Below are 17,221 nucleotides of genomic sequence, written 5' to 3' on the forward strand. Positions count from 1 at the left end.
AATTAGTCGCTACACCCAAAAATTACCAACAAAAAAGAGGCCTACTTTCAATGCGACCATAAGCAAGCAATCAGCTAATCAAACTCTAACCATTTCCATAAACAACCCATTATTTAATCTCTATCTGATTACCCTCCAAAATTAACTACGGAACTAGTTATGGATCTGTGGAAGATTGCAGGTGGTCTTTGTTAATTTCCAGCGGGGCGTTTGGTGGGGCAGGGCCCCACCCTACCTGTCTTGTGTTCCATTGAATAGAACGTAGGGTGTGGTGAGGCACGAACCGCATCATTATCAGAGTGCCGTAATACTCTTTATTCAACCGTTACAGACTTCGCCAAATTACGCGGCTGATCCACATCCGTACCTTTCAATATCGCCACATGGTAGGCGAGTAGCTGCAGAGGCACACTGTAAACAATGGGCGCAGTTGAAGGATAAATGTCGGAGAGGGTCAGATTCTGATAGTGGTCGAGGCCAATTTTTACGTTGTGATCACTGAACAGGAACAGCTCACCACCTCTGGCTCTTACTTCCTGTAAATTTGAAATTACTTTTTCCAGTAGTGGATCATCAGGTAGCGCACAGATTACCGGCATTTCTGCATCGACCAGTGCTAGTGGGCCATGCTTTAACTCTCCGGCAGGATAGGCTTCGGCGTGGATGTAAGAGATCTCTTTAAGCTTTAGTGCGCCTTCCATTGCAATCGGATAGAAGCAGCCTCGTCCCAGGAACAGGGCATGGTGGCGTTCTGCAAAAGAGTTCGCCATTTCCTTAATGGAATCGTTTAATTTAAGTATGACTTCTACCTGACGGGGCAGGGCATGAAGCTCATTGACCAGTTGCTGCTCCCTCTCTACTGTCATGCCACGACGCTTTGCCAACGCCAGGGTGAGTAACCTCAAAGCTACCAATTGGGTTGTAAATGCCTTGGTTGACGCTACACCGATCTCTGGCCCGGCACGAGTCATCAGTGCTACATTGGATTCACGCACCAGTGAGCTCTCCGGAACATTACAGATAACCAGACTACCCAGATAACCTTTTGATTTTGAGCCTCGTAGCGCTGCCAATGTATCGGCGGTTTCACCTGACTGGGTGATGGTAACGAAGAGAGTATCTTCAGGTACGACCACTTCACGATAGCGAAACTCACTAGCGACTTCGACACTGCAGTGAATGCCAATCTCTTCCAACCAGTATCGGGCAACCAGTCCTGCATGGTAGCTGGTTCCACAGGCTACGATATGTACATTCTTGGTCTTATCGAGCAGCGTTTTGGCTTCGTGACCAAACGACTCTTCCAGTAATCGTCCCTTGTGGATGCGCCCTTCCAGGGTCTCAGCAATGACTGCCGGCTGTTCGAAAATCTCCTTCAGCATGTAGTGACGGTAGGGGCCTTTCTCTGCCTTTTCCGATGAGACCTGCGAGGTGCGGACTTCACGCTCTGCCGGGTTGTCATTAGAATCAAATATGGAGACTTTATCCGATGAAATATGGGCTAAGTCGCCTTCTTCGAGAAAGATAAACTGCTGGGTAACGGGTAGCAGTGCAAAGACATCAGAAGCGATGTAGTTTCCATCTTCACCAAGACCGATCACCAGCGGGCTGCCTGCGCGGATGACCACCATCTGATCAGGATCTTCCGGACTGACCACGGCAAGGGCATAAGCACCAACGAGTTTCTTTGAGGCTACGCGTACTGCCTTTACGATGTCTGGTACCTGCTTGAGGATATCGGCGAGTAGATGGGCGATTACTTCAGTATCGGTCTCTGAGGTAAAGATAAAGCCCTTTGCAGTGAGCTCTTCTCTGAGGTCGGCATAGTTTTCAATAATACCGTTATGCACAATCGCGACGCTCTCTCCACTCATGTGTGGATGAGCGTTTCGCTCAGATGGCATGCCATGGGTTGCCCAACGGGTGTGGGCGATACCTAATTTACTTTGCAACTCGGCCTGATCGATCAACCCCTTGAGACTGGCGACCTTTCCTACAGAACGAATCCGTTGCAGATGCTGATGATCATCGAGCACGGCAACACCGGCTGAGTCATAACCGCGATACTCCAGACGCTTTAACCCTTCCATCAGGACCGGAACCACGTCCCTATGCGCTATACCACCAACAATGCCACACATAACGAATTCTCCAATTCCTATTTAAACTTTTGGTTTTTTAACCGGCCTTGTCCAACCTTCCAGGCTTAACTGTTTTGAGCGGCTGAGTGTCAACTGATCTGAAGGTGCATCTTTGGTAATCGTTGAACCTGCCCCTATGGTTGCCCCTTTACCGACGGTAACCGGTGCTACCAACTGTGTATCTGATCCGATGAATGCACCATCGCCGATGGTGGTACGAAATTTATTCGCACCATCGTAGTTGCAGGTTATGGTACCTGCGCCGATGTTCACTTTTGAACCAATATCACTATCACCCACATAACTAAGATGGTTGATCTTACTGCCATCTGCAACCTGGCTCTTTTTTATTTCAACAAAGTTACCGATATGTACCTGGTTCGCGATTTCACTCTCTGGGCGAACACGGGCAAAAGGACCGATACGGCATGCTTCACCAATAGCTGCATCTTCGATAACACTGTTGGCGAACACCTGGGTGTCTGCGCCTATTGTGCAGTTCTTCAGTAGTACATTTGGGCCAATAGTGACGCCATCAGCAAGGCTTACATGCCCTTCAAAAATTGCATTACAGTCGATATAGACATCCTGCCCTGTCTTCAATACGCCTCGAATGTCGATTCGTGCCGGATCAGCCAGGGTAACACCGGACTGCATTAACTCATCTGCCTTGTTTCTGTGATAAAAACGCTCGAGATAGGCGAGTTGTTTGCGATCATTAACCCCCATCACCTCTTCTTCGCTGTGTGGATGAACAGCTTGTATGTTCACCCCATCCTCGACTGCCAAAGCGATGATATCGGTCAGATAATACTCATTCTGGGCATTGTTGTTATCGATTCGGGATAGCCAGGTTTCGAGTTTAGCTCTATTGACTGCCATAATGCCGGTGTTGATCTCTGTGATTTCCAACTCTCTTGAAGTGGCATCTTTCTGTTCGACGATGCGGGAAATGTGGTCATTTCTATCACGTACAATTCGTCCATAGCCGCTTGGATCTTCCAGGTCGACAGTCAGAAGCGCGAGATCACTGGTATGCAGGCAACTCAACAGGCTGACCAGGGTAGGTCCACTGATCAGCGGTACGTCTCCATAGAGAATAAGTACTTGATCCACGCGCTGCAGGTGGGGTAAGGCCTGTATCACCGCGTGGCCTGTTCCCAGCCGTTCTTGCTGCTCGATCCAATTCAGGTCATCTGCTGCCAGGCGTGTAAGGACCTCCTCACCACCATGGCCATAGATTACAGAGATCTCCTCAGGATGGATGTTGCGAGTGGTTTCGATGACATGGGAAAGTAGAGGCTTTCCCGCGAGTGAATGCAGTACTTTAGGAAGCTTGGAGCGCATACGCGTCCCTTCCCCTGCAGCTAGAATCAGCGCACCAAGATGCATCCTTTATCCCCCTAGTCAGTTAAACCTAAAAAAAATAATACCGCTGCTGAAGTCGCCAGTAGCGCGAATCTTTCAGGCACTCAGCGTACAACAGTCAAAGGAAACTTAAAACTTGGATTTATGGTGTAACGCGAAATCTTCCCTGATTCCGATGGTGGTTTAATTTAGGGTATGAGATTGACCCGGCATACCCACTTGCATGGCATCTTCAGGCGTGGCGTCACGCACCTCAAGAATTTTGACTCTGACCTTAAGAGATTTACCCGCCAAAGGGTGGTTTCCATCGACTGTCAGGCTTCCATTCTCTATCTTGGTCACGTAGAAACTCTTCACATCCCCTGCTTCGTTCTGCATCTGCACCTCAGCACCGAGTTGACGAAACTCAGGGGGGACATTCTCAAGATCATCGGTAAAGGTTAAATTCGGGTCATAGTCACCAAAGCCATCCTCAGGTGCGATAGTCATAGTGACCTCTTCACCCTGAGCTTTACCGGCTACTGCGCGATCCATGCCGCCAATCAACTCTGTTTCACCACCGTGGATGTAACTGACGGGAAGATCGCTCTGTTCAAGTACATTCCCATCTTTGTCCAGAATCGCGTAGGTCAGCGAAACGAACTTACCGGTTTGTATAACTTCTTTTGACATATTAGGTGGGGTAGTGGGCCTGATTGCTCAGGCCCATTCATGATGAGGGGATTTAACCGCGCTTGCCTTTGCGAATTCTTTCGATGGCACGCAGCTGTGCAACCGCTTCTGCCAGCTCAGACTGAGCTTTGGCATATTCGAATTCTGCACTACGATCAGACATGGCCTCTTCGGCCCGACGTTTAGCTTCCTGAGCAGCCGCTTCATCAAGATCAGAAGCACGAATGGCGGTATCCGCCAAAACAGTTATCATATGCGGTTGAACTTCGAGGATGCCACCAGAGACGTAGAAATGTTGCATATCCTTGCCGCTACCGGTGTCAACTCTAACTTCACCTGGTTTCAACTGAGTGACCAGCGGGGTGTGGCGTGGTGCGATACCAACCTCACCCATAACAGCCGGTGCATAGACCATCTCAGCTACACCGCTGAAGATCTCACCCTCGGCACTAACGATGTCCACATGAATGGTCATGGCCATCTTCTATCTCCCGGGCTCTTAGCCCTTCCCGCCTTGCTCGGCTGCTTCATCGATACCGCCGACCATGTAGAAAGCCTGCTCAGGCAAGTGATCATACTCGCCCTCAACAATTGCCTTGAATCCGGAAATGGTGTCTTTCAACGAGACGTACTTACCGGGTGAGCCGGTGAATACTTCCGCCACGAAGAAGGGCTGGGACAGAAAACGTTGGACCTTACGAGCCCGCTGTACAACCAGTTTATCTTCTTCAGATAGCTCGTCCATACCCAGGATGGCGATGATATCCTTCAACTCTTTGTAGCGCTGCAGGGTTCCCTGCACATTCCGTGCAACACTGTAGTGCTCCTGACCCACGACATTCGGATCAAGGATTCTGGATGTGGAATCGAGTGGATCAACCGCAGGGTAGATACCCAACTCAGCAATCTGACGGGAAAGTACCAGGGTCGCGTCCAGATGAGCAAAGGTGGTAGCTGGTGATGGATCGGTCAAGTCATCAGCTGGTACGTATACCGCCTGAAATGAGGTGATCGAACCGGTCTTTGTGGAGGTGATACGCTCTTGCAGAGCACCCATCTCTTCAGCCAGGGTTGGCTGATAACCTACCGCTGAAGGCATACGTCCCAGAAGTGCTGATACCTCGGTGCCCGCCAGGGTATAACGATAGATGTTATCAACGAACATCAAAACGTCACGACCTTCATCACGGAAGTTCTCAGCGATGGTCAAACCAGTCAACGCAACACGAAGACGGTTGCCAGGAGGCTCGTTCATCTGACCGTAAACCAGGGCTACTTTATCTAGTACGCCACCTTCTGCCATTTCGTGGTAGAAGTCATTACCTTCACGAGTACGCTCACCGACACCTGCGAATACTGAGAAGCCAGAGTGCTCTACCGCGATGTTACGAATCAGTTCCATCAGGGTAACGGTCTTGCCTACGCCGGCGCCGCCGAACAAGCCGATCTTACCGCCCTTGGCGATGGGCATGATCAGATCGATTACCTTGATACCTGTTTCGAGAATCTCTGTTGTAGAGGCCTGATCTTCAAGCTTTGGCGCTTGACGATGGATCGGCATCAGCTTGTCTGCTTTGACATCGCCTGCTTCGTCAACCGGGTTACCCAGTACATCCATGATGCGACCCAGTGTACCTTGTCCAACAGGTATACGGATCGGCGAACCGGTGGCTTCGACGGTTACACCGCGCTTAAGTCCGTCGGTCGAACCCATGGCGATGGCCCTTGCCACACCGTCACCCAGTTGCTGCTGAACTTCCAGGGTGAGATCCGCCTCGTCGATCTTCAGTGCCTCGTAGACCTTAGGCATCTCGCCACGGGGAAATTGTACATCCACCACAGCGCCGATGATTTCAACTACTTTGCCCGAACTCATTTCTGGTTCCTCTTGCCGCTCGAGGCGACTCTCAAAAAAATAAAAAATTCAATTCTGTAACTGGCCCTGTCATCAGACAGCCGCCGCACCACCCACGATTTCCGAGATCTCCTGCGTGATCGCTGCCTGACGGGCTTTGTTGTAGATCAGCTGCAGTTCATCGATCAGGCTCTTAGCATTATCGGATGCAGACTTCATGGCGACCATTCTGGCTGACTGTTCGCAAGCGCCATTTTCAACCACAGCTTGATAGACCAGTGATTCGACATATCGACCTAGCAGGTTATCGAGAACCTCTTTCGAATCCGGCTCGTAGATGTAGTCCCAGTGATGCTTGAGCTCTTCCTCCATGTTGGAGGCAATCGGGACAAGCTGTTCGAAAGTCGGACTCTGCGTCATGGTGTTGACGAAGTTGTTGTACGCAATATAGATGCGGTCAATCTTGCCTTCAGCATATGCATCTAGCATGACTTTGACAGTACCGATAAGATCTTCGATATGAGGCATGTCACCCAGTTGGGTTGATTGACTGACAATATTGCCGCCGAAACGTCCGAAGAAGCCCAGAGCCTTATTACCGATGGTGCAGAAATCAACTTCTACACCAGTGTCGTGATACCCCTTCAACTCCTTGATCAGCCTGCGAAACAGATTGCTGTTCAAACCGCCACACAGACCACGGTCTGATGAGACGATAATATAACCAACCCGCTTCACTTCACGCTCGATCATGAAGGTGTGCTTGTACTCCGGATGCGCATGGAAAAGGTGACCAATTACATTACGCATCTTTTCAGCATAGGGACGCGTCGCCGTCATACGGTTCTGCGCCTTACGCATCTTAGATGCGGCCACCATCTCCATAGCCTTTGTGATCTTGCTAGTATTCTTGATACTGCCGATCTGTGTCCGGATCTCTTTTGCACCCGCCATTGCTTAAACCCTATATCGTGATTGCCTGACGTCTACCAAGTATGGTTAGCCTTGAAGTCCTTGAGAGCATCGTGAAGGGCTTGTTCGATTTCGGCATTGTAGTCGCCGGACTCATCGATCTTGTCCATCAGCTCTTTCTGGTTACTCTTCATATAACCTTGCAGTGATGATTCGAAGTCAACAATTTTTGTCGCATCGACGTCATCCAGGTAGCCCTCATTCGCGGCGAACAGCGAGACACCCATACCGGCCACGGATAGTGGCGTGTATTGTGCCTGCTTCATCAGCTCAGTTACCCGCTCACCACGTTCCAGTTGCTTACGAGTCGCTTCATCGAGATCAGATGCAAACTGTGAGAAAGCAGCCAATTCACGATATTGAGCCAGTGCCAAACGAACACCGCCACCCAACTTCTTGATGATCTTCGTCTGTGCAGCACCACCAACACGGGATACTGAAAGACCGGCGTTGATGGCCGGACGGATACCGGCGTTGAATAGATCCGCCTCAAGGAAGATCTGACCGTCGGTGATCGAAATTACATTGGTGGGTACGAATGCTGATACGTCACCAGCCTGGGTTTCAATGATCGGCAATGCGGTCAGTGAACCGGTTTGACCCTTGACCTTACCGCCTGTCTTTTTCTCGACATAGTCGGCATTGACTCGGGCAGCACGTTCCAGAAGACGGGAATGCAGATAGAAGACGTCACCTGGGTAGGCTTCACGACCTGGTGGACGTCGCAGCAACAGAGATACCTGACGGTAAGCCCATGCCTGCTTGGTCAGATCATCATAGATGATCAACGCATCTTCGCCCTTGTCACGGAAATATTCACCCATGGTGCAACCGGAGTAGGGGGCGATGAACTGCATCGCGGCAGAATCCGCAGCTGGCGCAGCAACGATGATGGTGTGTGCCATGGCATCATGCTCTTCGAGCTTACGAACAACCTGTGCAATAGTGGAGTTCTTCTGGCCAACCGCAACGTAGATACATTTTACGCCGGTGCCTTTCTGATTGATGATTGCATCGATGGCAACAGCAGACTTACCAGTCTGACGATCGCCAATGATCAACTCGCGCTGACCACGCCCGACCGGGACCATAGCGTCGATAGACTTGATACCGGTCTGAACCGGTTGATCAACCGACTTACGCTCGATAACCCCAGGCGCCACCTTTTCAATTGGTGAAGAGCCTTCCGCTTTAATGTCGCCTTTTCCGTCAAGGGGGGTACCCAAGGAATCGACCACACGTCCCAGCATACTTTCACCAACTGGCACTTCGAGTACACGACCGGTACATTTTACCGCATCGCCCTCAGTCAGGTGCTTGTAATCACCCAGCACCACAGCGCCGACTGAATCACGCTCAAGGTTGAGCGCCAGCCCAAATGTGTTTCCCGGAAATTCCAACATCTCGTAAGACATGGCGTCTTCGAGTCCGTGGATGCGGGCGATACCATCAGTCAGACTGATGATCGTACCCTCGTTACGGGCTTCGGTCTTTAGATCGAATTTTTCGATCTTACTTTTGATCAGTTCACTGATCTCGGATGGATTGAGTTGCATGATGGCTTCTCGCTTAGATTCCCAATTCGTTAGCCAGTTGCTGAAGTTTTCCACGGACGGAACCGTCGATCACCATATCTCCAGCGCGAATATGTACACCGCCAATAAGGTCAGTGTCCTTCTCGCTGGTAATAGTGATATTGCGTCCCAACTTCGCCTTTAAGGCTTCAGCAATGAGTTTTTCCTGCGCGGGCTTGAGCGCATAAGCAGAGGTGACATGGACACTCATCACCTTCTCCTTTTCCGCTTTAAGCTCATCGAAGAGTACGTTGATCTCAGGCAGAACCTGAAGACGGCGGTTCTGAACCAGGAGCCTGATCAGATTACCTCCCTCTTCATTTATCCGACCGCCGGCAATCTCCAGCAGCAGATCGGTCATTGCCTGCTGATCGACTAGCGGATTTCTAACAACCTTAGAAACCGTTTCATCTTCAACGACGGTCGATAGAAAGTTAAGCATCTCTTGCCAAAGCTCGAGGTTACCTTTCTCATCGGCATGTGCAAACACCGCTTCCGCGTAGGGGCGGGCGATTGTGGTAGCTTCACCGGCCATAATTTTGCCCTAAATCTCTTCGGCCAAGGCCGCGACGATATCCTGGTGTGCGTCGGCGCCGATCTCTTTTTTGAGAATCTTTTCAGCACCAGCCACAGCCAAGAGCCCAACTTTCTCACGCAGATGTTCACGTGCGCGATTGGTCTCCTGCTCGATTTCAGCCTGTGCAGCAGTGATAATACGATCACCTTCCACACGGGCAGTACCTTTGGACTCATCGACAATTTCTGCCGCACGTTTCTGTGCCTGAGCTACGATTTCAGCAGCTTGGGCTTTAGCTTCATGCAGCACATCTTTGGCGCGTTCCTTTGCCAGCTCCTGCTCGTGCTGGCCTCGTTCAGCTGCCGCCAGTCCGTCGGCTATCTCCTTTTTACGGGTTTCCAGCGCTCCCATAATCGGGGTCCAGACATACTTCATGGTGAACCACACGAACACCGCGAAAGAGAGCAGCTGACCTATAAGAGTCAGATTGATGTTCATCCCGGAATTACCTCTCGTTGGACGAGATGAGAGAGAGTTCGCTCAAAGCTTTTAAGCTACAGCGAACAATACGTACATGGCCAGACCCACAGCGATCATGGGTACGGCGTCTACCAGTCCCATGACGATGAAGAACTGGGTACGCAACATAGGAATGAGTTCAGGTTGACGAGCAGCGCCCTCGAGAAAGCGGCCACCCAAAACGCCGATGCCTACCGCCGCGCCCAGGGCGCCAAGGCCCATCATGATCGCGCCGGCAATGTACAGCAGTGCTTGTTCCATTATTGGTCTCCCGTTTAATGAACTATATAGTTTAAGAAAATGTGATCAATGTTCGTGGTGTGCCATATCCAGGTACACAATGGTCAGGGTCATAAAAATGAACGCCTGCAGTGTGATAATCAAGATATGAAATATGGCCCATCCCAGCTGTAGAACGCCACCAAACAGACCGAATACCAACCCGGCGTTGTACATGATGGCGATCAATATAAAGATCATCTCGCCAGCGTACATGTTACCGAACAGTCGCAGGGCAAGTGAAATAGGTTTGGCAATCAAACTGACAAACTCAAGTATAAAATTAACTGGAATGAATAGAAGATTGACAACTGGATTCTTGGCAGAGAAGGGCTGAAGGGTCAACTCCCCTACAAAGCCACCAACTCCCTTTATCTTGATGCTGTAGAACAGCACCAGCAGAAACACCCCAATGGCCATGCCAAAAGTCGCGTTCGGGTCGGTGGAGGGGACGACCTTCATAAAATGAATGCCCAACAGTCCGCTGATGAAAGGAATCACATCAACCGGGACCAGATCCATTAAGTTCTGAAGGAAGATCCAAACAAAAATAGTCAACGCCAGGGGCGCAACCAGGGAATTTCTCGCGGAGAAGGAGCCTCTCACGCTGGTGTCGATAAACTCGACAATCCACTCAACAAAATTCTGCAAGCCGTCGGGAACCCCCTGGGTTGCAGTCTTTGCCGCTTTAGAGAAAAAGTAGAGGAACAGCGCACCCAGGAATATTGACCAGAACATGGTATCCAGGTGAATAGCCCAGAAACCCATCTCCTTTGCTTCAGCAGCGCTATGCGCCACGCCCCAACTGCCGTCGGAGTGCTGACCAAAGGTTAGATTGGTCAAGTGATGTTTGATGTACTCACTAGAGGTAAGGGCGTCGCCGGCCATTTTTCCTATACCTATGAAAACTTTCTGTCTCTAAAAATCAATACGATAACTGGAACTGCTACTTGTACGATCAGATAGCAGGCCAATAATAAACCGATATTGACCGATTCGAAGGTGACAATTGTCAACCCGAACAACAAACCTGTCATTATCATCTTCTGGATTTCAGCACCGAACATGCGCCCGGCTATCTTCTCCGGCTCCTGCGCACGGTAGTGTGCAAAAGACCTGAGAGCGAAATAGCCATTCGCTATCGCGGCGATAACAGCACCAATAAAGCCTGACAATGCAATAGTTTTACCGAAAAACAGCAATCCCAGACCGATAATAACCGATGCCCCAAATTGGAGCACTACAATGGTGCGAATCTGACTGTTTCCGGTAAGCTGCATGCCGGTTTCCCGGTACCCCTATACGAGCCTAACCAGTAAGGAGGGAGGAGTATAAGGGGTCTGGTATATAAGGTCAAAGGATAGATGCATAAAATTTTTCGTAACCTGAGCATAGTTCGGCCTGGTCGGGCAGTAGATCAACCATAACCTACATTTTATTAGGGTTAAATAGTGCCGACCAGTAGCTGACTTCTGCCTAAAGGCCAGGCTAACAGAACCCCACAATCATCTCTTCCACAACAATTGGTCGAGGGAAACCTTACCGCCACCATGCCGAAGCAGGAACAGCAAAGCAACAGCCCACCACATATGGACATTCCAAGCCTCCGGGTAGACAAAGATTTGGATTACCGCGGTCATCATTAATAAGGATAGCGCAGCAAATCGGGTAAATAGACCGAACACCAGCAGGATAGGAAACAGGTGTTCCGCATAGGTCGCCATATGTGCCGCAATCTGGAAGGGGATCAGGGGAACATCATATTCATGTTCAAATAACAGATAGGTCGACTCGGAGATGTCGAGTATCCCAGATACCTTCGACCTGCCAGATGACCAAAATGTATAGGCGACCGCGCCTCTCGCCATAAGTGAAATCAACCAGTCAGGTATAAACTTGGCGATAAAGTCAAAAAGGGATATCAGGCCGTTGATTATTGTTTTCATATTTTAAATATCTATAGTTTGAATGTTCGAAAATACTCTAAAGACTGCAGAACGTCCCATCTAATAAACGGCGTTGAAAAAAGGCCTGCAAATCAAATTCAGGTTCAACCTGAACGGTGTGTTCGTAAGCTTCACCCACTGTTGTTGAGGCGTGGAGGTGTTTCAGGAATAAAAATTCTCCAGTACTAACTTCGCGTACCTCAACTTCCATTTCGGGACGAATCACGACCAACCGAGAAGGCCCTTCGTCCAGAGAGACCTGTTCATCCTGATCATCAGATTGATTGGTCTCCCAGATACGATAAACGGGGTATTCGGATTCAAGAAACTGAATAGAAGGATGGGGTCTGAGCCTAAGGGACGAAAAGTCACTATCATCCAAACCAGAAATCTGCTGCACTTGAAGTGCTTCAGCATCAGCTGCGTGGTAAGCCGCTGTCCATGCAAACTCCAATCGAGCAACATCAGCCAGGTAAGAGAGGCCTGATAATTCTGGAATCGATTGCAGAAAGTCAGGAAAGGCTTCCCCATACAAAAGCAGTATACGTTCCATTGGTGGATGTTTACGTACATAGGCTGTTGCTAACATACGAAATGCTTCATCTCCCACCAATCGTTTAATGACCGGGAACATATCAGCAACGGCGTCACCATTTAAAACAATAAAATTGTTTCGATAGACCTGAAATCTTTGCAGTGCTAAGCCATCGTTGGGTAGTCTATCCAACAAGGCTGGATCTGGTGGCTCCGATGTACGCAGCGCGTCACAGAAGCTTCTCTGCAACTCAGCCAACAACGACATCTTTAACCTCCTCGTTGACGACAGCATCCATTAAACTCTGTGCTGCTGTCACTTCCTGAAGCAAGCCGGGTAACTCAGGGATGTTATTGTCCCATTCGATTAAAGTGGGCGCCAAGCCATGACGTGCTATGAATTGTTGGTAGAGCGTCCACACCTCTGAACAAACCGGCGAACCATGGTCATCTATTCTTAAGGTCTCCCCCTCAAGTTGCTGGATCGAATGTCCAGAAAGATGAATCTCCCCAACCAACTCCATCGGTACATCTGCCAGATAGGCCTCACTACTCCAACCATGATTCTCACAGGAGACAAACACATTATTGATATCCAATAACAGGCCTGCGCCACTGCGTTTTGCCGCTTCTACATAAAATACCTGTTCTGGTATTTCACTCTCTTTAAACTGCAGATAGGTGGATGGGTTTTCTATCAGGATTTGTCTTTGAAGAAAATCCTGTACCTGCTCAATATGATCAACCATCAGCTGTAAGCTTTCCGGTGTATAGACCAGAGGTATCAGGTCATGGGTAAACCACTCGTATCCATGACTCCATGACAGATGCTCTGAAACCAGTCCCGGTTCGAATCGATCAACCAGAATCTTTAGCTGTTTCAGATGCGACATATCCAGAGGCATGTGGCTTCCAAGTGAGGTGCCAACACTGTGAAGTGAGAGAGGGTAATCCTGGCGTATCCGTTCGAGATAGCGCAACGGCGGTCCACCTCTACCCATGTAGTTTTCTGGATGTATCTCAAACCAGCCAACATCAGGCTGGTTTTCGATCACGGATTGATAATGTTGAGGCTTTAAACCTGCCCCGGCACGTATTGGTACCGGAGCAGGCTTTCTGCCAGACAAGTTAATGGTATCCATATCAGGTCCAGCAGGTCAGACTATTTTTCAGTCAGACTGCCGCCAACAATCTTTCCGCAACTGCCCTTGAGCACCAGCATCCAGGCATTACCTTGAGCATCTACGGTGGATGTGCCTGCACAGCTGGTGCCAGGGCCGGCCGCACAGTCATTTTTACCTGCCTTTGCTACACCAAAACATTTTTCGGTGTCAGCTGCATTTGCAACCCCGACAGGGGAGAATGCTAAAGCTGTGGTAATTGCGCCTGCAACGATGGCTGAAGTATTGGTCTTTTTCATGATTTACTCCTCCAAGAGTATGTATGAATTTAATAATGCAATTATTTGCGGTTTATAATGAGAAAACCACATAGTGTTTTTTCATTTCTTAGTGAATCTGAACCCTTTGTTCAAGATTAGTTACGCTTCAGTCACCCAGTTGGATTCAATTTTTTCACTATTTTTTTGGGTCTTTGATAAACCCTTATCTCCAAGCTATGGATCAACTGGCTGCTGTTGTTAAAAAATCTAACTTCAGCTTTCTGCTTCATACAAGTTTTTAAAACTTGCTCTCCATAACACAAATCAAGAATTCATCACTGTTACACAAAAGGCGTCTTGGCGTGATGGATAAGACTTTAGCAGTTCTTGTAACGACTAGTATTAACAAAAGTATCACAATGCACTGTGTTACCTATTAGGTGAGTATAGAGAGTTCGCAACCATTAATACGACACAATAGCTGGGGATTAGAGATAGCTGTTCAAAGCAAAAATTAGAACTGTTTGGTGGGGCATGGCCCCACCCTACGCACTACTGCTCATGATATCTGTTATATAACCACTCAAATCAATTTTAACAGTAGGGTGGGGCCATGCCCCACCAAAAAACGATTATATGGAATTATCCACTCCATACAGCTGATGTAACTCCAAACAACTTACTAAACGATATTGATAACTACGGCACTACAAAATAAAAAAGCCACCTGTATAAAGATGGCTTTTTAAAATCCATAAATGTATCAATTAATGAAAATCATTCATCTGCAAATTCCAATCGTTCGGAGATTTTCTCTAAAGCTACAGCAGCGCAGACTTCATCTTTCTCGCCACCAGGCGCTCCACTTACGCCAACTGCACCAATCAGAGTACCGGCAGACCTTATTGGCAACCCACCCTGCATTACAATCAAACCATCGATATGGTTCAACTCTTGTTGAATATCTCTTCTAGCCTCACGAAAAGAACCGGAAGCTATCCCCGACATGATTACCATATTTGCTTTTCTCTCTGCGATCTCCAGAGTTGGGTTTGCTGCCAGATCATCGCGCATGGCACTGCGTAAATTTCCATGTTTATCCACCACTACAGCGGAGACGTGATATCCCTTATCCCGACAGGCATCGATACTCATTTTTGCAATGTCATTCGCTGCTTGCAGGCCTATATTTTTTTGGGTGATTATATCTGCTGCCAATGAACTTGTACTTAATGTTCCAGCAAATACAGAGTACATTAGAGTTTGAATTATTTTTTTCACTTTAGTACCTCAATAGATAATCTGGCTTGTTAGAATAAAAAGTAGGTGATCTTATTTATCTAATACCATTGGATAAGTGAATGACTACACAATAATAGTTTCAATATTAATCTTTTTTTTGTGGTGTAATCTCAACGCCAGACTATATTTAACCTCTTACATACAATTTGTATTTTGAGCATAGTAAATAATAACTCTAAGCGTTGATCTGGTATTGTTGGGGTGTTGCTGGTTGCTATTCAATAAATAAGACGCATCGCTTAATAAGCACGTCTGGTGCGGCAGGGCCGCACCCTACACTACTGGAATTTATCCTAAGGGGTCGGAGTCGGACTGACAACGGAGTGGCTTGTTAGAGCATACGCTTATGTTATTTCGAAGTGATTCCCAACATGACAACTCTCGACTCCGACCCCTTTACATACCTAACTTTACTTGATGTGATCAAGAATCCCTTCCAACTCATCCAGGCTGTTATAGCCGATGATCAGCTTTCCTTTACCCTTGCCACCTTGTTGCAGATCCACTTTGGCACCAAGCTTTTCCGATAGATCTGTCACCAGGCGTCGTATATCCGGGTCTACTGCTGACGCTGCAGCTTTGGGCTTCGGGTTTTCCGATTCATTCTGCAGTTTGCGCACAAGCCGTTCTGTCTCGCGTACTGAGAGTCCCTGACTGACCACTAGATTGGCCGCTTTGGTCTGATCCTCTCCTTTCAGGCCGAGTAGAGAGCGGGCATGACCCATCTCAATACGACCGGACTCAACGAGAGATTTAACCTCTTCGTTGAGATCGAGCAGGCGCAGCAGGTTGGTTACTGTGGTGCGGGATTTACCAACAGCTTTTGCCACCTCCTGGTGGGTCAAGCCAAACTCATGCAGTAGTCGACTGAGGGCGTTCGCCTCTTCCAGAGGGTTTAGATCTTCACGCTGGATGTTTTCAATCAGCCCCATCGCCATGGCGGCCTCTTCAGTGACCTCCTTGATCACCACAGGAATCTCATCCAAGCCTGCCTGCTGGGCTGCCCGCCAGCGTCTTTCCCCTGCGATCAACTCGTAGCGCTCATTCTCAACCGCTCGTACGATGATCGGTTGTATTACACCCTGGGCAGCAATAGAGTCGGCCAGCTCTCTTAAACTGTCTGGATCAAACTCACGGCGCGGTTGATAACGCCCCCGCTGAATCAGATCGACGGGCAGCCGACTCAGATTGTCACGTTTACTCTCATTGGTAGCCGCTTCACTACCACTCTGCTCGCCCTCAGACTGCATTCCCCCCAACAGGGCATCCAGTCCACGACCTAAACCTCTTTTCTTTGCTGCCATTTATTTTTTCCGTTAAACCGTTTTAGCTTCGCTCTCACGCAGGCGATGCCGTCGCAATAGCTCACTGGCCAGTGCCAGATAGGAGGTTGCGCCTCGGGATAGTTTATCGTAAAGCAATACCGGCAATCCGTGACTTGGTGCCTCGGCTACCCGGACGTTGCGGGGGATGATGGTGTTGAATACTGCATCCTTGAAGTGAGCAAGCAGCTGTCCTGAGACATCTATGGCCAGATTGTTACGGGGATCGTGCATGGTGCGCAGGAATCCCTCGATCCTTAGGTCTTGATTGAGATGGGATCGAATCTGCTCGACGGTATTCATCAGTGCCGACAGTCCCTCCAGGGCGTAGTACTCTGTCTGTATCGGGATCAGCACGCCATTTGCCGCCACCAGGGCATTCAGGGTGAGCATGTTCAGGGATGGGGGGCAATCGATGAGGATATATTCGTAATCCTCTTTAGCCGGGGCCAGTGCCAGATCGAGACGTTTTTCGCGCATTGAGCTGTTCATCAGGCCCACCTCTGCTGCGGTCAGGTCCGCGTTCGAGGGGATGACATCGAAGCCACCTTCAGGTGAGGTCTGCAGGGTCTCGCGCAAGGTGGCATCACCCAGCAACAGCTCACAACTGGTGTTTTCCAGATTGTGCTTATCGATACCGCTACCCATACTGGCGTTTCCCTGGGGATCCAGGTCCACCAACAGCACACGTTTTTTCATGGCGGCCAGGGATGCCGCCAGGTTAACGGTGGTGGTTGTCTTGCCGACACCGCCTTTCTGGTTAGCGATGGAGATGATGTAACCCATGTTGGTCTACTTAATTCCACAGTGACAGGAAGAGCCTATCATAACGGCACAGC

At 49.1% G+C, this 17,221-nt stretch carries 19 protein-coding genes; all 19 read right to left on the bottom strand.

The features are described from left to right. Window positions 1-314 precede the first annotated feature (314 nt). Window positions 315-2,141: a glutamine--fructose-6-phosphate transaminase (isomerizing) gene (gene glmS / locus AC4IE7_RS14885; RefSeq protein WP_490777643.1), complete on the bottom strand. Its 1,827-nt coding sequence runs from the start codon at window positions 2,139-2,141 to the stop codon at window positions 315-317. Window positions 2,142-2,162: 21 nt separating this feature from the next. Next, complete coding sequence (glmU, locus tag AC4IE7_RS14890; RefSeq protein WP_490777644.1) at window positions 2,163-3,533, bottom strand: bifunctional UDP-N-acetylglucosamine diphosphorylase/glucosamine-1-phosphate N-acetyltransferase GlmU; 1,371 nt, start codon at window positions 3,531-3,533, stop codon at window positions 2,163-2,165. Window positions 3,534-3,692: 159 nt separating this feature from the next. After that, window positions 3,693-4,181, bottom strand: coding sequence for an FKBP-type peptidyl-prolyl cis-trans isomerase (locus AC4IE7_RS14895; RefSeq protein ID WP_490777645.1), 489 nt, complete (start codon window positions 4,179-4,181; stop codon window positions 3,693-3,695). A 52-nt stretch (window positions 4,182-4,233) separates the two neighbouring features. Next, window positions 4,234-4,662, bottom strand: a complete 429-nt coding sequence (locus AC4IE7_RS14900; RefSeq protein ID WP_490777646.1) for a F0F1 ATP synthase subunit epsilon — start codon at window positions 4,660-4,662, stop codon at window positions 4,234-4,236. 18 nt (window positions 4,663-4,680) lie between these two features. Beyond that, on the bottom strand, window positions 4,681-6,057 hold the full coding sequence (atpD, locus tag AC4IE7_RS14905) for a F0F1 ATP synthase subunit beta (RefSeq protein WP_490777647.1): 1,377 nt from the start codon (window positions 6,055-6,057) through the stop codon (window positions 4,681-4,683). A 72-nt stretch (window positions 6,058-6,129) separates the two neighbouring features. After that, window positions 6,130-6,990 carry a F0F1 ATP synthase subunit gamma gene (gene atpG, locus AC4IE7_RS14910; RefSeq protein WP_490777648.1) on the bottom strand — a complete coding sequence of 287 codons (861 nt, stop codon included), beginning with the start codon at window positions 6,988-6,990 and terminating at the stop codon, window positions 6,130-6,132. A 32-nt stretch (window positions 6,991-7,022) separates the two neighbouring features. Further along, window positions 7,023-8,564, bottom strand: coding sequence for a F0F1 ATP synthase subunit alpha (atpA, locus tag AC4IE7_RS14915; RefSeq protein ID WP_490777649.1), 1,542 nt, complete (start codon window positions 8,562-8,564; stop codon window positions 7,023-7,025). A gap of 13 nt (window positions 8,565-8,577) precedes the next feature. After that, on the bottom strand, window positions 8,578-9,117 hold the full coding sequence (locus tag AC4IE7_RS14920) for a F0F1 ATP synthase subunit delta (protein WP_490777650.1): 540 nt from the start codon (window positions 9,115-9,117) through the stop codon (window positions 8,578-8,580). Between the two features lie 9 nt (window positions 9,118-9,126). After that, the gene (locus AC4IE7_RS14925) at window positions 9,127-9,597 is read right to left on the bottom strand and encodes a F0F1 ATP synthase subunit B (protein ID WP_490777651.1); all 471 of its coding nucleotides are present in this window, start codon (window positions 9,595-9,597) and stop codon (window positions 9,127-9,129) included. A gap of 51 nt (window positions 9,598-9,648) precedes the next feature. Then, window positions 9,649-9,879, bottom strand: a complete 231-nt coding sequence (gene atpE / locus AC4IE7_RS14930; protein WP_068994713.1) for a F0F1 ATP synthase subunit C — start codon at window positions 9,877-9,879, stop codon at window positions 9,649-9,651. A gap of 45 nt (window positions 9,880-9,924) precedes the next feature. Continuing rightward, window positions 9,925-10,785 (bottom strand): F0F1 ATP synthase subunit A, encoded by an 861-nt coding sequence (atpB, locus tag AC4IE7_RS14935; protein WP_490777652.1) that lies wholly within the window; start codon window positions 10,783-10,785, stop codon window positions 9,925-9,927. An 11-nt stretch (window positions 10,786-10,796) separates the two neighbouring features. Continuing rightward, entirely contained in the window at window positions 10,797-11,177 is a 381-nt protein-coding gene (locus AC4IE7_RS14940) for an ATP synthase subunit I (protein ID WP_490777653.1), read from the bottom strand. Window positions 11,178-11,402: 225 nt separating this feature from the next. Then, window positions 11,403-11,843, bottom strand: coding sequence for a DoxX family protein (locus AC4IE7_RS14945; protein ID WP_490777654.1), 441 nt, complete (start codon window positions 11,841-11,843; stop codon window positions 11,403-11,405). Window positions 11,844-11,880: 37 nt separating this feature from the next. Then, window positions 11,881-12,645, bottom strand: coding sequence for an HvfC/BufC family peptide modification chaperone (locus AC4IE7_RS14950; protein ID WP_490777655.1), 765 nt, complete (start codon window positions 12,643-12,645; stop codon window positions 11,881-11,883). Further along, on the bottom strand, window positions 12,629-13,519 hold the full coding sequence (gene bufB / locus AC4IE7_RS14955) for an MNIO family bufferin maturase (protein WP_490777656.1): 891 nt from the start codon (window positions 13,517-13,519) through the stop codon (window positions 12,629-12,631). The genes AC4IE7_RS14950 and bufB overlap by 17 nt, the downstream gene beginning before the upstream one ends. A 20-nt stretch (window positions 13,520-13,539) precedes the next feature. Continuing rightward, the gene (locus AC4IE7_RS14960) at window positions 13,540-13,797 is read right to left on the bottom strand and encodes a BufA1 family periplasmic bufferin-type metallophore (RefSeq protein ID WP_490777657.1); all 258 of its coding nucleotides are present in this window, start codon (window positions 13,795-13,797) and stop codon (window positions 13,540-13,542) included. A 738-nt stretch (window positions 13,798-14,535) separates the two neighbouring features. Beyond that, the gene (locus AC4IE7_RS14965; RefSeq protein WP_490777758.1) at window positions 14,536-15,015 is read right to left on the bottom strand and encodes a GlcG/HbpS family heme-binding protein; all 480 of its coding nucleotides are present in this window, start codon (window positions 15,013-15,015) and stop codon (window positions 14,536-14,538) included. A gap of 455 nt (window positions 15,016-15,470) precedes the next feature. Beyond that, window positions 15,471-16,364 (bottom strand): ParB/RepB/Spo0J family partition protein, encoded by an 894-nt coding sequence (locus AC4IE7_RS14970; RefSeq protein ID WP_490777658.1) that lies wholly within the window; start codon window positions 16,362-16,364, stop codon window positions 15,471-15,473. 12 nt (window positions 16,365-16,376) lie between these two features. Continuing rightward, entirely contained in the window at window positions 16,377-17,168 is a 792-nt protein-coding gene (locus tag AC4IE7_RS14975; protein WP_490777659.1) for a ParA family protein, read from the bottom strand. Between the last annotated feature and the right edge of the window lie 53 nt (window positions 17,169-17,221).

It is taken from the genome of Candidatus Thiodiazotropha sp. AKAK3, from assembly GCF_058244645.1.